Below are 15,067 nucleotides of genomic sequence, written 5' to 3'. Positions count from 1 at the left end.
CGGTCCACGGGGTCTTAGACGCGACGCCAGTCGTGGCCGTCCAGGAAGGCGCGCCCGCCGGTGGCGTACTCGGTGAAGGCGTCCTGGACCGTTTCGAGGTCGGGGACGTGCGTGCGGAACATCAGGTCCTGGACGCTGTCCTTGTACTCCAGCTCGTATCCCGTGATCTCGGGGGACGTCTGGATGAAGTGCTCTCCGAAGACGACCAGCGCCGTGAACGGGTTCTGCGGCGCCATGGTGGCCAGCGCGTCGGTGACCAGCCGCAGGTCGGGGTCGACCACGATCATCCCGTCGCCCGTGTGCATCTGCATGCCGGAGTAGACGCCCAGCGGCGCCAGGTTGTGCACCAGCCCGCGCTGCGGGTCGTAGCAGACCAGCCCGCACTCGCGGGCCAGGGCGAAGGCCTCGCCCGACACCTCGTCGGCCCTGTCCGGGTCCACGCTGACCACGGCGCAGGCCGGGGAGACCCGTTCGGCCTCGGCCAGCCGCGCGGCGAACGCCGCCACCCCGGGATGCGGCGCGGCGGCGTCGGGCTCTCCGCGGCGGAGCGCCTGGAAGACGGTCTCCGCGCGCTCCTTGGTGATCGGCTCGGGCTCGTGCCAGACGACCAGTTCTACGCTCACCGTCTCATCGTCCTACAGAAGGTTCCCCGGGCCGAACGGGCCCCTTCCGGCGTCGACGTCCTCGGGCGGCCGGGTGGCCGCCGCTGCCCGGGGACCGTCGTCCGGCGGTCACCCGAGGCTGCCCAAGGGGGACGGCGCCGCCTCGGGCCCCGGACGCGGCGGCGTTTACGCCGGGGGCCGGTCCGCGGCGCGGACCTGGGACAGCTCCGCCGTGCAGAACGCGCAGCGGCTGGCGTCGACCGGGATGTCGCTGAGACATTCCGGGCACTTCTTCTCGGTGGCCTTCCTGTCCCTGTCGAAGAAGGCGATGACCCGGGTCATCGGCATCACGACCAGCCAGTAGATGACCGCGGCGATGATCAGGAAGCTCAGCAGGTGGTTGATGAAGTCGCCGTACATGAACTTCGCGCCGTTGACCGTGAACACGTACTGCGAGAAGTCGGGCCCACCGCCCCCGGTGATCGCCGCGATCAACGGCGTGATCAGGTCCTTGACCAGCGCCTGCACCAGGCCGCTGAAGGTCGCTCCGACCACCACCGCCACGGCGAGCTCGACGAGGTTTCCCCTCATCAGGAACTTCTTGAATCCGCCCATTCCTCAGCGTCCTCCACTCGTGAGAACGCTCGGACTACCCCTGCGAACAGGGTCAAACGTCGAAGTCCCCGTTTTTCACGGCCATGACGAAGGTGGTCCACTCCTCGTGGGTGAACGACAGAACGGGCCCGGTACCACCGGCTTTGCCGTCCCGTACGCCGACCCAGCCGCCCTGCGACGCGATCTCGACGCAGGTGCCGTTGTTGCACCTGGACCGCCAGACCGCCCCATGGAACTGCGAGTCGCTGTCCATGCGTTTCCTCCCGAAAGATTGACAACTCTTCTGCGGAAGAGCGCCGCGCCGGGAGAATTATAGTCCATTTTCACGTCACCGGCCTGTGATCTTTTGCTGTGGTTGCCGGGAGACGAGTGCCTGATGGGTCATCGGAAATGAATCCGTGCCCGCCGGCGGCAAGAGAAAACGGTGCCGGCGGGATCCTCCGCCGGCACCGTCCCGTGGTCTCGTGTTCCTTTATGGGAAGACGGCTCCTACAGGTCGAACCTGCCGTCCTTGATGCTGTATATGAAAGACTGGAATTCTGCTACGGTGAATTCCAGGATCGGCCCACTCTGATCCTTGCTGTCACGCATGCCCACGTCTCCGTTGGGAAGCCTGGTGATTTCCACGCAGGAGCCGTTGTTGCACCGGCTTGATACCTGCCACTCCAGGGAAGGGAGTTCGGCGGGTTTGGAAGACGTCATCGTCTCTCCATGAAAATTCGTCGGGATTAGGGTGTTGTCTGATGACGGAATGTGCCGGTCAGGCAGCGAATCTGTCGTATGCCCTCGCGATGTGGACCGCTGATTCTTGTGGGCTCAGGGCCACTGCGCGAAGATGGTTGAGCGTTTCTCTGAAACGCTCAAGTTCTTTGGCCTTCTCCAGGTAGAAGCTACCCATGAGGGTGTCCAGGTATACCGTGTCGCCGATGGTGGGGTCGGAGAACTCCAATAAGACGAAAGCGCTGTCGAACCCCATGTGCGCGCCAACGGTGAAAGGGATCACCTGGATGGTCACATGGGGGAGCTCGGAGGTCTTCTCGATATGCTCCAGCTGCTTTCTCATGACGTCGACCCCGCCCACATGGCGATGCAGAACGGATTCGTCGAGCAGCACCCAGTATTTCGGTGGATTGGGCCCGTGCAGGCGTTCCTGGCGCCGCAGCCGGTAGGCGACCCGCTCTTCCAGCACGTCCGGGTCCATCCTCGGCAGGTATCCCTTGATGATCGCGCGGGCGTACTCCTCGGTCTGGAGGAGGCCCGGGACGGTCGTCGTCTCGTATTCGGAGATCGACGTGGCGTCGATCTCCAGGCCGAGGAACGGACGGAAGTCGACGTCTTCCGTCTCCTGCCACCACACCTGTTGTTTGGCCTCCCGCGCCAGGGACATCAGGGCGTCGATCTGCGTCTGCTCGGTCATCCCGTAGAAGAGGCACAGGTCGCGTACGTCCCGGGGGAGGGCGCCCCGCTGGGCGGTCTCGATCCTGCTGATCTTCGCCGGCGAGCATTCGAGCTGTTCGGCGGCTTCCTTGATGCTCTTCCCGGCCTGCTCGCGGAGCTCCCGCAGGCGGCTGGCGAGTTGCCGGCGGCGCAGCGTGGGGTTGGTACCGGCCATCGGCGCTCACCCCTTCCTCCCGGTGGTGCGGGCGGCTGCCGCCTCACGCTTGGAAGTCTTCCCAGGTCGTGGCGATGGTAACAGTCAAATGGCATTATCGTCCGGCAATCTCCGAAGGTAACCGCCAAGGGTATATTCATGTGGCAATTGCCAATGGCAGTCGTCGATGGCACAGACCCGGGTAAAAAGTGATTGAGGCCCCTGTCGGGGCGAACCTTCAAGGGGGCGATGGTCCTTGAAGTATGAAATCGACCTCCGCAACGATCACTGGATCGGCGCGGGCAGCCTACTGATCATTGGCCTGCGGGCGCTGGACACCGGGATCTTCGCCGAGCTGGACGCGTTCGCGTGGGTGCAGGGATGGGAGACCGACCGCGGCCGGCTGTTCCGGCACGCCTACCGCGATCCCCGGTTCGGCACCCTGCTGGAGTGCGGTCTGTGCCGCGGAGAGGACACGGCCGGCGGGCGGAAGCCGTGCTCGCTCTGTGACGGCACCGGTCGGATCGACCGGCTCAGGCCGGAGGTGCGGGAGGAACGGTAAGCCGGAGGCGCGGTGCCGGATGCTCACGGGGAGACGGGAGCGGGAGAGCGGGAGACGGGAGAGCGGGAGACGGGAGAGCGGGGGACAGGCGGCGGGAGGCGGCGGCGGTCATCCCCGCCGGCCACAGGGGCGGCCAGCCGCGCAGGTGAGCCGGCGCGGATCGGCGAGAGAGCCGGTACGGAGGGAAAGGTACGATCGGCCGAGTTCGCGAGCGAGGTGGCCGGATGGATTTTCGTGTGCTGGGACCGGTCGGTGTGGTCGCCGACGACGGGACGTCGCTGGACATCGGGCCCTACCAGCAGCGGATGGTCCTGGCCCTGTGCATGCTCGCCGCCCCGCGCCCGGTCGGGCTGAGCCGGGTGATCGACGCGCTCTGGGAGGACGGGCCGCCGCCCGGCGCGGTCAACACCGTCCAGGCCTACGTCTCCAAGCTCCGCCGCGTCTTCGAGCCCGGCAGGCGGCGGGGCGTGCCCCCCGCGGTCCTGGTCAGCAAGCTCGGCGGCTACGCCCTCGACATCTCCGGCAGCGCGCTCGACCTGGCCAGGGCCCGGGAGCACGCGGCCGAGGGCGGGCGCATGAGCGCCGCGGGCGAGTACGCGGCCGCGGGTGAGCGGCTCCGGCTGGCTCTGGGGGAATGGCGCGGGGAGCCGCTCACGGGCTTCGCGGGCGTCTCCTGGGCCGCGGAGGAGATCGCCCATCTGAGCGAGTTCCGGCTGACGCTGGAGGAGGACGCGGCCGAGGCCGACCTCGCCCTCGGCCGGGGATCCGCGCTGACCGGCGGGCTGGCCCAGCTCGTCGCCGCCCACCCGTTCAGGGAGCGGCTCCGCGTGCTCGGCGCCCACGCGCTCTACCAGGCCGGACGGCAGGCCGAGGCGCTGGCCGTGCTCGCCGAGGGGCGCAGGCTGCTGGTGGAGGACCTGGGGCTGGACCCGGACCCCCGATCCAGGGAGATGGAGCGGCGCATCCTCTCCCAGGATCCCGCCCTCACCCCCCGGGTCCGCGCGACGGTGCGGCAGAGCACGCGGCTGGTCGGCCGGGACGCCGAGGCCCAGGTGCTGGACCTGGCGGTCGCGGGGGAGGGGCACCGGGTGGTGCTGCTGGCCGGGGAGCCGGGGATCGGCAAGACCAGCCTGGCCGAGCAGGCCGCCGAGGCCGCCCGCGCCGGGGGCCGCCGGGTGGTGTGGGGCCGCTGCTGGGACGGCGCCGGCGCGCCGCCCTTCTGGCCGTGGACGCAGGCCGTGCAGGAACTGGCCGGAGAGGACGGTGGGCCGGCCCAGCCCGCCGCCACCGGGCAGTTCCAGCTCTACGAGGCGTTCGCCCGGCTGCTGAACGAGCACGGCCGGGTCCTGGTCGTCCTCGACGACCTCCAGTGGGCGGACGCGTCGTCGCTCCGGCTGCTGGAGTTCCTCGCCTCCACCCGGCTCTGCCCGGAGCTGACCGTGGTGGCGACCTACCGCGACACCGACGTCCAGGCCGGGGGGACGCTGGAACGCGCCCTCGGCGCGCTGGTACGGCTGCCGCACGTGCGGCGGCTCCTGCTGCGGGGTCTCGGCGAGGAGGAGGTCCGCGAATACCTCGGCCGGGCCGGCGCCGATCCGGACCGGGCGGCGGAGATGGGCAGGCTGACCGCGGGAAACCCGTTCTTCCTGGGGGAGGTCCTGCAGCTGGGGGAGACCCCGCAGGCCCTGTCCGACGTCGTGCGCGGCCGGATGGCCGACCTGCCGCCGGACACCGAGGAGGTGCTGACCGTCGCGGCCCTGCTCGGCCGGGACGCGGCGATCGACATCCTGCTCCGGGTGCTGGAGCTGCCCGAGGACCGGGTGCTCGACATCGTCGACGCCGCGGTCCGGGCCCGGCTGCTGGTCGAGGGCGACGGTCTGACCTGCCGTTTCGTCCATGACATCGTCCGCGACGTGCTGCGCGGGGCGCTGCCGCCGCTGCGCCGCCGGCGGCTGCACGCGCGGATCGCCGAGGTGCTGGAGGAGCGGAGCGGGACCCGCCTCACCGAGATCGCCCACCACTACCGCGAGGGCCTGCTGACCCCCCGGATGACGGGCAAGGCCATCGGTTACACCCGGCGCGCGGCGGCCCAGGCGATGGCGCAGTTCGCCCACGAGGACGCGGTGGAGAACCTGGAGCAGGCGATCGAGATGATCGACCGGCTCCCCAGGACCGACGACGCGCTCCGCTGCGACCTCCTGATCGACCTGGCCGAGGCCCAGGCGGCGGCGGGCATGAACATCGCGGCCCACGCCTCCCTGGAGGCCGCCGCGGAGATCGCCGAGGGGCTCGGCGACGTCAACCGGCTGGCCCGTGCGGCACTGGGTTTCTCCGACCCCATCTACCTGGGCATGTACGAGGAGATGACCGGCCTCGACCGGCTCGCCGAGCGCATCGACCGCGTCCTCGGCTCCGACCTGGCCGAGGACTCGCCGTGGCGGGCCCGGCTGCTCGCCGCCGCCGCGATGACCGGTTTCACGGTCCGGCCCGTCGAGCGCAGCGTGGCGATGGCGCACGAGGCGGTACGGCTGGCCCGCCGTACGGGCGACGACCGGACCTTGGCCGCCGCGCTGATCGCCCTGGAGATGCTGCTCAGGCACGACCATGACCGTGACGCCGCGCGGGCGGCCATCGACGAGATCGTGGAGATCGGCCGCCGCACCGGCGACCTGGTCATCGAGTGGAACGGCCGCGAGTGCGAGTACGTCGAGCTGGTCGCCCAGGGCCGGACGGACCGGGCGGCCGAGCTGCTGGCCTGGCTCGGGGAGACCGCGGAGCGGCTCCGGCTCCCCTCGATGGTCAGCCTGGCCGCCTGGCAGCGCGCGATCCACGCCTACCTGGGCGGGCGTTTCGCCGACGCCCTCGCCGCGGCCGAGGAGTCCGGCGCGGCCCACCCGGAGGGGACCCTGGGCCGGAGCGAGACCCACCTGCGCAACGGCATGCTGCGCTTCTTCGCCCTGAGGGCCCGGGGCACGGCCGGCGAGGCGCTCGCGCTGGCCGACGAGATGCTCGGCCGGCGCCCCGGCGAGTGGCCCTGGCGGGTCCTGCGCTGCCTGGCCCTGATCGACCTGGGCGGGACCGACGAGGCGCGCGCGGTCTTCGCCGGGCTCGCCCGCGACGTCTCCGCGCCCATCGGCCCGGACCTGGCCTACCGGTTCGTGGCGGACGCCCTCAGCGAGATCTGCGCGGCGCTCGGCGACGTGGCCGCCGGGCGGACCCTGTACGGCCGGCTCGCCCCGAGCGCGGGCCGGCTGCTGGGCTGGTCGGTGACCGACCTGTGCCTGGGACGGCTCGCGCTGCTGGACGGCGACCGGGAACGGGCCGAGACCCACCTGCGGGCCGCGGAGGCGTTCGTCCACCGCTCCGGGGCGGAGGTGTACGGACCCGCGCTCCGCGCACTGCTGAAGTCCCTCGCCGGGCACCCCGGTTAACTCGCCGGGCACCCCGGTTAAGGAGGGCGCCCGGCGGGCAGACCGGGGCCCATGAGTACGGACCCGGCTGGAGGGACATGGCCCTACTCCCGTGTCGCGCTGGCGTTGGACCCGTTGAGCGGCCACTGTCGTTGCGTGGGACCAAGTTCACCGGGCCAAACGTGCATAGCCAGGAGAACACGGGGCATATCTCCCCACCGCTGAAGGGCGGTGTACCGACTTCCCCGCGGCTGACGCCGAGGGGTGCCAACCCTCGCAGATTGGATACTCCCGTTTCATCGCCGACAGCCCCCGGGACGGATCCCGTTCGAGGTCCTACATCAGCTCCGCAGGCATCCGACTTCTCCGCCGGCCAGGCGGTGAAGGCCCGACGGCTTGGTTCTCGCCCTCGGGCCCCTCGACAGTACACACGCTCAAGAGAGGAGGGAGGGGCTTCCTCCCCACGCCTGAAGGCGAGGGCCTCCGCCCTGGACTCCCGATGACAGAGATATGGCCGGGTGACCCCTATCCCCTCGGGGCCACCTATGACGGCGCGGGGACCAACTTCGCGATCTTTACCGAGGCCGCGGAGCGTGTCGAGCTGTGCCTGTTCGACGACGACAACCGGGAGACCAGAGTCCCGTTCACCGAGTGTGAGGGATACGTCTGGCACGGCTACCTGCCGGGCATCGGCCCCGGGCAGCGGTACGGCTATCGCGTGCACGGCCCGTACGACCCGGCGAGCGGGCTCCGGTGCAACCCCGCCAAGCTCCTGCTCGACCCCTACGCCAAGGCGGTGGAGGGGGACGTGAACTGGGACGAGGCGGCCTACGGATACCGCTTCGGGCAGCCGGACAGCCGTAACGACGCCGACTCGGCCCCGTTCGTCCCCCGCTCCATCGTGATCAATCCGTTCTTCGGCTGGGGGCACGACCGCCCTCCCGCGACGCCGTACCACGACACGGTGATCTACGAGGCCCACGTCAAGGGCCTGACGATCAACCATCCGAAGATCCCCGAACGGATCCGCGGCACCTACGCGGCCATCGGCCACCCGGAGATCATCGATCACCTGACCGGGCTCGGCGTGACGGCGATCGAGCTCATGCCGGTGCACCAGTTCGTCACCGACCACGTCCTCAGCGAGCGGGGGCTGACGAACTACTGGGGCTACAACAGCATCGGGTTCTTCGCCCCGCACAACGCCTATTCGAGCACCGGCCAGCGCGGCGGGCAGGTGCTGGAGTTCAAGGCCATGGTCAAGGCGCTGCACGAGGCGAACATCGAGGTCATCCTCGACGTGGTCTACAACCACACCGCCGAGGGCAACCACCTGGGCCCCACGCTGAGCATGCGGGGCATCGACAACGCCAACTACTACCGGCTGGTCGAGAACGACAAGCGCTACTACATGGACACCACCGGGACCGGCAACAGCCTGTTCATGCGCTCCCCGCACGTGCTTCAGATGATCATGGACTCGCTCCGCTACTGGGTCATCGAGATGCACGTGGACGGCTTCCGCTTCGACCTGGCGGCGACGCTGGCGCGGGAGCTGCACGAGGTGGACCGGCTGAGCGCCTTCTTCGACCTGGTCCAGCAGGACCCGGTGCTGTCGCAGGTCAAGCTGATCGCCGAGCCGTGGGACGTCGGACCCGGCGGCTACCAGGTGGGCAACTTCCCCGCCCGGTGGACCGAGTGGAACGGCATGTACCGCGACACGATCCGCGACCTGTGGCGGGGCGAGCCGGCCTCGCTCCCGGAGTTCGCCTCCCGGCTGACCGGCTCCAGCGACCTCTACCAGGACGACAGCCGCCGCCCGGCCGCCTCGATCAACTTCGTCACCTGCCACGACGGCTTCACCCTCCAGGACCTCGTCTCCTACAACGGCAAGCACAACGAGGCCAACGGCGAGCACAACCGGGACGGCACCGACGACAACCGCTCCTGGAACTGCGGGGCGGAGGGGCCCGCCTCGCTCGAGATCGAGTCGCTGCGCGAGCAGCAGAAACGCAACTTCCTGACCACCCTGTTCCTGTCCCAGGGCGTGCCGATGATCTCCCACGGCGACGAGCTGGGACGCACCCAGCAGGGCAACAACAACGTCTACTGCCAGGACAACGAGCTGAGCTGGGTGGACTGGTCCGACGTCCGGGAGAACTGGCTGCTGCTGGAGTTCACCCGGCGGCTGGCCAAGCTCCGTGCCGACCACCCGGTCTTCCGGCGGCGCCGGTTCTTCTACGGCCGGCCGGTGCGGGGCTCGGAGGACAACCTCAGCGACATCGCCTGGTTCACCCCGCAGGGGGAGAAGATGACCGACGCGGACTGGAACGTGGGTTACGCCAAGTCGCTGGCCGTCTTCCTGAACGGCGACGCCATCACCGAGCCGGACCGCCGGGGACGGCAGATCACCGACGACTCGTTCCTGCTGCTGTTCAACGCCCACCACGACGTCATCAAATTCACGATTCCCAAGGACTACGGCGAGATGTGGCTGACGGAGATCGACACGGCGATGCCGATCACAGTGGACACCCGGATCTGCCGGGCCGGCGAGGACGTGCCGGTGGTCGGCAGATCGGTAAGGGTGCTGCGGCGTGTCTGAGCGATTCATGGATCCGATCTCGACCTACCGGATCCAGCTGACTCCCGACTTCGGATTCGCCGAGGTGGCCGGGCTCGCTCCCTACCTGAAGGACCTGGGGATCAGCCACGTCTACCTGTCGCCGATCCTGCAGGCGGTGCCGGAGTCGCGGCACGGCTACGACGTGACCGACCACTCGCGGATCCGCGCGGAGTTCGGCGGCGCCGAGGGCCTGCGGGCGCTGTCGGCGACGCTGGCCGAGCACGGGCTGGGGATCGTCGTGGACATCGTGCCCAACCACATGACGATCCCGGTGCCCGAGTCCGGCAACGCGCCGCTGTGGTCGGTGCTCAAGGAGGGGCAGGCGTCGCCGTACGCGGCGTGGTTCGACATCGACTGGACCGGCGGCAAGGTGAGCATGCCGGTGATCGGCGACGACACCGAGCCGGTGGTGGACGGCGACGTGCTGCGCTACCACGACCACGAGTTCCCCTTCCCCGACACCTGCTACCGGCTGGTCGACTGGCGCGAGGGGCCCGGCTACCGGCGCTTCTTCGACGTGTCCTCCCTGATCGGGCTGCGGGTGGAGGACCCGGAGGTGTTCGACGCCACCCACGAGGTGATCCTGAAGCTGGTCGAGGAGGGCGTCATCCAGGGCCTGCGGGTGGACCACCCCGACGGGCTGGCCGAGCCGCGCGGCTACCTGTCCCGGCTCCGCGAGGCCTCGGGCGTGTGGACCGTGGCGGAGAAGATCCTGGTCGGCTCCGAGCGGTTGCCCGCCGACTGGGACTGCGACGGCACCACCGGCTACGACGTGCTCAACCGGATCACCCGGCTGTTCGTGGACCCCGCCGGCGCCAGGCCGCTGCTGGAGCTGTTCGTCGCCCAGACCGGCATGCCGTCCGACTACGCCACGGTGGTGCGCCAGTCCAAGCGGGAGGTCCTCGACCTGTTCTTCGCCGCCGAGATCGACCGGCTGCACGCCGTCGTCGGCTCCGACCGCGAGACGCTGGTGGAGCTGCTCGCCGCGATGCCGGTCTACCGGGCCTACGTGGTGCCGGGAGAGCCGGTGCCCGAGATCTCGGCCTCGACCGTCGAGGCGGCCGGACGGGTCGCCGCGGCCCGGCTGCCCGAGGGCGCCCCGGTCGCGGAGGTCGTCGACAGGGTGCTGCGCGGTCCGGCCGAGGCCGTCACCCGGTTCCAGCAGACCTGCGGGCCGGTGATGGCCAAGGGGGTGGAGGACACCGCGCTCTACCGGTGGTATCCGCTGGCGTGCCTGAACGAGGTGGGCGGGGAGCCGGACCACTTCGAGGGGGCGCTGGGAGAGTTCCACACGTTCGCCCAGGAGATGTCGCCGACCACGATGACGACGCTGTCCACCCATGACACCAAGCGCTCCGAGGACGTCCGCGCCCGGCTGGCCGTGCTGTCGGAGCTGCCCGGGGAGTGGGCGGCGGCGGTGGGGGAGTGGTCCTCGAAGGTCTCCTTCGACCCGGCGCTTGACTACCTGGCCTGGCAGAACCTGATGGCCGCCTGGCCCATCGGCCCGGACAGGTTCTTCGACTACCTGTTCAAGGCGGCGCGCGAGGCCAAGACCTCGATCTCCTGGGCCGCCCCCGACCCCGCCTACGAGGCCGGCATCCGCGACTTCGTCAGCCGGGCGATCGAGGAGTGCGGCGCCTCGGTCGCGGAGTTCGCCGCCGGGATCGAGCCGTACGCCCGGTCCAACTCGCTGGGGCAGAAGCTCGTCCAGCTCATGCTGCCGGGTGTGCCCGACCTCTACTGGGGCAACGAGATCACCGACTTCTCCCTGGTGGACCCGGACAACCGCCGCCCGGTCGACTTCCCGCTCCGCCGCCGGATGCTCGCCGGGGAGGGCGGCTCCCCGTGGGACGAGGCCAAGCTGCTGGTCACCGTCCAGGCGCTGAACCTGCGGCGGCGGCTCGACCCGGCCGCGCCGTACGTCCCGCTGGAGGCGGGCGAGCACGTGATCGCCTTCGCCCGCGGGGAGCGGGCCGTGACGGTGGCCACCCGGCTGCCGGCCGGGCTGGCGCGGCGCGGCGGCTGGGGGAGCGAGACGATCACTCTGCCGCACGGCGCCTGGCGCGACCTGCTGACCGGCGCCGAGCACACCGGGCGGATCCCGCTGGCCCACCTGCTGTCGACCTACCCCGTCGCGCTTCTGGAAAGGGAGTAGCCCATGTTCGAGGTCTGGGCGCCGCAGGCGACGGCGGTCGATGTGGAGATCGGGGAGATCCGCTACCCGATGGCCGCCGGGACGGGCGGCTGGTGGTCGGCGGAGGTGCCGGGGGCCGGTCACGGGACCGACTACCGGTTCCGGGTGGACGGCGGCGAGCCGCTGCCGGACCCCCGGACCCGGTGGCAGCCCGAGGGGATCTTCGGGCCGAGCCGGGTCTACGACCACGACCGGTACGTCTGGGGCGACGGGCTGTGGCGCGGGCGCGACCTGCCGGGGTCGGTGATCTACGAGCTGCACGTCGGCACCTTCACCCCCGCCGGGACCTTCGAGGCGGCGATCGGGAAGCTTGAGCACCTCGCCGGGCTCGGTGTCGACTTCGTCGAGCTCATGCCGGTGCCGCCGGTGCCGGGGGAGCGCAACTGGGGCTACGACGGGGTGGACCTGTGGGCCGTCACCGAGAACTACGGCGGTCCCGACGGTCTCAAGCGCTTCGTGGACGCCTGCCACCGGCAGGGCATCGGCGTCATCCTCGACGTCGTCTACAACCATCTCGGCCCGTCCGGGAACTTCCTGGCCCCGTTCGGCCCGTACTTCCACTCCAGCGCCTCCTCCTTCTGGGGGCAGGCGGTCAACCTGGACGGCCCCGGCTCCGACGAGGTGCGCCGCTACTTCGTCGGCAACGCGCTGCAGTGGTTGCGCGACTACCACATCGACGGCCTGCGGCTGGACGCCGTGCACGCGCTGCACGACAAGCGGGCCGTGCACCTGCTGGAGGAGATGGCCGCGGAGGTGGAGGCGCTGTCGGCGGCCGTGAGCAGGCCGCTGACGCTCATCGCCGAGTCCGACCTCAACGACCCCCGGCTGGTGACCCCGCGCGAGGCCGGCGGGTACGGCCTGGCCGCGGTCTGGAACGACGACGTCCACCACGCCCTGCACGTGGCGGTGACCGGGGAGCGGCACGGCTACTACGACGACTTCGCCGGAGCGCTGCCCAAGGTCCTCGCCTCGGCCTACTACCACGACGGGACCTACTCGGCCTTCCGGGGACGCTCCCACGGCCGTCCGGCCCGCCACGTGCCCGGCTACCGGTTCGTCTGCGCCGCGCAGAACCACGACCAGATCGGCAACCGCGCCGAGGGCGACCGGATGGCGCCGGAGGCGCTGCGGCTGGCCGCCGGGCTGCTGCTCACCTCGCCGTTCACCCCCATGCTGTTCATGGGGGAGGAGTGGGGGGCGCGCACGCCGTTCCTGTTCTTCACCGACCACGTCGAGCCGCAGCTGCGCGAGGGCGAGGCGGACCGGCGGCGGCGGGAGTTCGTCGGCTTCGGCTACGACGACTGGGCGGAGAAGGCGCCGGACCCGGGGGAGGAGCTGACGTTCCTGCGCTCCAAGCTCGACTGGAGCGAGCTCGACGACGACGCCCACCGGGTCCATCTCGACTGGTACCGGGCCCTGATCGCGCTGCGCCGCGCGCATCCGGACCTGTCGGACCCGAGGCTCGACCGGGTCCGGGCCGAGCACGACGGCTCCTGGCTGGTGGTCCACCGGGGGGCGTTCCGGGTGGCCGTCAACTTCGGCGCCACGCCGGTCTCCCTCGACCTCACGGCCCCGGCCCAGGTCGTGCTCGCCTCCGACCCCGGCGTCCACCTGGACTCCGGCCTCACCCTCCCGGCCCGTTCCCTGGCGGTGCTCCGCCTCGCCGGGACCTGATCAGTCCCGGCTGCCCGGTCCGGAGCCGTGCTCGGCGTCGATCGCGCCGGGTTCGGCTCGGATCGCGGCCTCCTGCCTGGCGTCCAGCTGAACGGGGCGAGGCGAGGAAGGGGCGGCGGGTGCGGCGTCGGGCGGGCGGCCTAAACGGGGACGTGGTTGCGGAGGCGGAGTTCCTCCGGGTACGGCGAGAAGTACGTCTGGTCCCGGAGGTACTCTGCGGACTCGCCCCGCGCGTGGTGCCGGATCAGGGTGACCGGGACGCTGAGCGCCACCTGGCCGGCCTGGTAGGAGGCGATGACCTCGGCCAGATCGGCCCGCCGGGTCCGGTCCAGCGACTCGCTCACCATGCCCATGCAGTGCTGGAGCACGTTGACGTGGCGGCCGATGCCGGCCTTCCTGGCGAAGGCCCCGCCGAACACGTGGACGTAGTCGGCGGCCAGCTCCTCCCGGGCGCGCAGGCCCGCCCGGGCCACCACCCGGCCGGCCTCGCGGTAGAGGGCGGGGTCGTGGGCCAGCATCTGCATCTTGTGCCGGGAGTGGAAGGCGACCAGGTCGCGTGCGCGCCAGTCGCTCTCCATCAGCGCGCGCAGCCGGGCGTGCGCGAAGATCCGCTCCACGAAGGTCTCGCGGAGCAGCGCGTCGTTCAGCCGACCCTCGTCCTCCACCGGCAGCAGCGGGTGGGCGTCGAGGATCCGGGCCGCGAACACGCCCCTGCCCCTGCGGTCCACGGCCGCGTCGCCCGCGTGGACCGGGATGCCGTGGATCCCGCAACTGGGGCTCCTGGACTTGAAGACGTAGCCGTCCACGTCGAGTGTGCGGGCCCGCTCGGCGGCCAGGGACGTCATCTCGTCGGTGAGGTCCACCCCGGTCTTCCTGGTGACCAGCCGCGGCCCCTCCGGAGAGCGTTCGAGGCGGAGGGTCTCGCGCGGGGTGCCGAGGCCGATCTCCATCTCCGGGCAGACGCGCACCCAGTCGACGTAGGGATCCAGCTCCCCGTTGAGGAACCTGTCGCGGCTGTGGCCGCCGTTGAAGCGCACCAGCTCACCCATCAGGCAGCTCGACACGGCGACCCTGGGCCGGACGTGGCCGCCGGCCTGGCCGCTCATGCCGCGACCGGGGTGAGGATGTCCGACAGGCGGCGCAGGCCGCGGGCCGTACGGGCCTTGACGGTGCCCAGCGGCACGCTCAGCTTCTCGGCGATCTCCCGCTGGGTCAGCTCGCCGTAGTAGGCCAGCTCGATGGCCTGGCGCTGCGGGGCGGGGAGTTCCGCCAGCGCCCGCTGGACCTGGTCGCGCTCGGCCAGGCCGTCGCCGTGGGTCCGGCCGTCCGCGCCGGCCGGGTCGGCCACCACGTCCAGCGGCACCGTCTGCAGCGTGCGCACCCTCAGGTGGTCCACCGCCCGGTTGTGCGCGATACCGATCAGCCACGCCGGGAGGCTGCGAGCCGGGTCGAAGCGGTGCCGGGAACGCCACACCTCGGCGAACACGACCTGCTGCAGGTCTTCGATCTCCTGAGGCGGGACGAATCGCCGCAGGTAGGAGCGGATGAGAGACCCATGGGCGTGGAAACACTCGGCCAGCGCCGCATCGTCGCCTCCGGCGAGCCGGACGTTCAGGTTGTCTGCCATGATGGCTCCCCTTGCCGAGAAAACCTATTCAAAACTTATTCATACTCGCTCGGCCTCTCTGATCGCAACTATGGGTACGAGGCCCGGGCCGCCGGAGAGGGCGGGGCCGGGCGGTTCCGAGCCGCGGCCGATGTGCCTTTCAGGGCAAGGACGGGCGGGGGTGCGG

General features: G+C 70.7%; 12 protein-coding genes. 5 read left to right on the top strand and 7 right to left on the bottom strand.

Translation table 11 applies throughout. The features are described 5' to 3' along the window. Positions 1–14: 14 nt before the first annotated feature. From CA984_RS10170 to CA984_RS10150, 5 genes are all read right to left on the bottom strand, one after another. Entirely contained in the window at positions 15–623 is a 609-nt protein-coding gene (locus CA984_RS10170; protein ID WP_086570587.1) for a hypothetical protein, read from the bottom strand. A gap of 165 nt (positions 624–788) precedes the next feature. Continuing rightward, entirely contained in the window at positions 789–1,217 is a 429-nt protein-coding gene (gene mscL / locus CA984_RS10165) for a large conductance mechanosensitive channel protein MscL (RefSeq protein ID WP_086570586.1), read from the bottom strand. 52 nt (positions 1,218–1,269) lie between these two features. Beyond that, positions 1,270–1,470: a DUF397 domain-containing protein gene (locus CA984_RS10160; protein ID WP_086570584.1), complete on the bottom strand. Its 201-nt coding sequence runs from the start codon at positions 1,468–1,470 to the stop codon at positions 1,270–1,272. A gap of 236 nt (positions 1,471–1,706) precedes the next feature. Beyond that, entirely contained in the window at positions 1,707–1,919 is a 213-nt protein-coding gene (locus CA984_RS10155) for a DUF397 domain-containing protein (RefSeq protein WP_086570582.1), read from the bottom strand. A 58-nt stretch (positions 1,920–1,977) separates the two neighbouring features. Then, complete coding sequence (locus tag CA984_RS10150) at positions 1,978–2,829, bottom strand: helix-turn-helix domain-containing protein (RefSeq protein WP_086570580.1); 852 nt, start codon at positions 2,827–2,829, stop codon at positions 1,978–1,980. A gap of 235 nt (positions 2,830–3,064) precedes the next feature. Between CA984_RS10150 and CA984_RS10145 the strand changes: the two genes are divergently transcribed. From CA984_RS10145 to treZ, 5 genes are all read left to right on the top strand, one after another. Continuing rightward, a complete protein-coding gene (locus tag CA984_RS10145) occupies positions 3,065–3,370 on the top strand; it encodes a hypothetical protein (protein WP_086570578.1) in 306 nt (101 codons plus the stop codon). 224 nt (positions 3,371–3,594) lie between these two features. Then, complete coding sequence (locus tag CA984_RS10140; RefSeq protein ID WP_086570576.1) at positions 3,595–6,801, top strand: ATP-binding protein; 3,207 nt, start codon at positions 3,595–3,597, stop codon at positions 6,799–6,801. Between the two features lie 478 nt (positions 6,802–7,279). Beyond that, positions 7,280–9,385 (top strand): glycogen debranching protein GlgX, encoded by a 2,106-nt coding sequence (gene glgX / locus CA984_RS10135; protein WP_086570574.1) that lies wholly within the window; start codon positions 7,280–7,282, stop codon positions 9,383–9,385. Next, positions 9,378–11,561 (top strand): malto-oligosyltrehalose synthase, encoded by a 2,184-nt coding sequence (treY, locus tag CA984_RS10130; protein WP_086570572.1) that lies wholly within the window; start codon positions 9,378–9,380, stop codon positions 11,559–11,561. The genes glgX and treY overlap by 8 nt, the downstream gene beginning before the upstream one ends. Positions 11,562–11,564: 3 nt before the next feature. Further along, on the top strand, positions 11,565–13,274 hold the full coding sequence (gene treZ, locus CA984_RS10125; RefSeq protein WP_086570570.1) for a malto-oligosyltrehalose trehalohydrolase: 1,710 nt from the start codon (positions 11,565–11,567) through the stop codon (positions 13,272–13,274). A gap of 140 nt (positions 13,275–13,414) precedes the next feature. Here treZ and CA984_RS10120 read toward each other — a convergent pair whose 3' ends face one another. Next, positions 13,415–14,380, bottom strand: a complete 966-nt coding sequence (locus CA984_RS10120; protein WP_086570568.1) for a YbgA family protein — start codon at positions 14,378–14,380, stop codon at positions 13,415–13,417. Beyond that, complete coding sequence (locus CA984_RS10115; RefSeq protein ID WP_086570566.1) at positions 14,377–14,901, bottom strand: RNA polymerase sigma factor; 525 nt, start codon at positions 14,899–14,901, stop codon at positions 14,377–14,379. The genes CA984_RS10120 and CA984_RS10115 overlap by 4 nt, the downstream gene beginning before the upstream one ends. Between the last annotated feature and the right edge of the window lie 166 nt (positions 14,902–15,067).

The organism is Streptosporangium minutum (assembly GCF_002149035.1).
Lineage (GTDB): Bacteria > Actinomycetota > Actinomycetes > Streptosporangiales > Streptosporangiaceae > Streptosporangium > Streptosporangium minutum.
This window is presented reverse-complemented; position numbering and strand designations above follow the sequence as displayed.

What these genes read in the sequence shown, in the direction of transcription:
- mscL (WP_086570586.1), bottom strand. Translation starts at nt 1,217, where the DNA reads ATGGGCGGATTCAAGAAGTTCCTGATGAGGGGAAACCTCGTCGAGCTC.
- CA984_RS10160 (WP_086570584.1), bottom strand. Translation starts at nt 1,470, where the DNA reads ATGGACAGCGACTCGCAGTTCCATGGGGCGGTCTGGCGGTCCAGGTGC.
- CA984_RS10155 (WP_086570582.1), bottom strand. Translation starts at nt 1,919, where the DNA reads ATGACGTCTTCCAAACCCGCCGAACTCCCTTCCCTGGAGTGGCAGGTA.
- CA984_RS10150 (WP_086570580.1), bottom strand. Translation starts at nt 2,829, where the DNA reads ATGGCCGGTACCAACCCCACGCTGCGCCGCCGGCAACTCGCCAGCCGC.
- CA984_RS10140 (WP_086570576.1), top strand. Translation starts at nt 3,595, where the DNA reads ATGGATTTTCGTGTGCTGGGACCGGTCGGTGTGGTCGCCGACGACGGG.
- glgX (WP_086570574.1), top strand. Translation starts at nt 7,280, where the DNA reads ATGACAGAGATATGGCCGGGTGACCCCTATCCCCTCGGGGCCACCTAT.
- treZ (WP_086570570.1), top strand. Translation starts at nt 11,565, where the DNA reads ATGTTCGAGGTCTGGGCGCCGCAGGCGACGGCGGTCGATGTGGAGATC.
- CA984_RS10120 (WP_086570568.1), bottom strand. Translation starts at nt 14,380, where the DNA reads ATGAGCGGCCAGGCCGGCGGCCACGTCCGGCCCAGGGTCGCCGTGTCG.
- CA984_RS10115 (WP_086570566.1), bottom strand. Translation starts at nt 14,901, where the DNA reads ATGGCAGACAACCTGAACGTCCGGCTCGCCGGAGGCGACGATGCGGCG.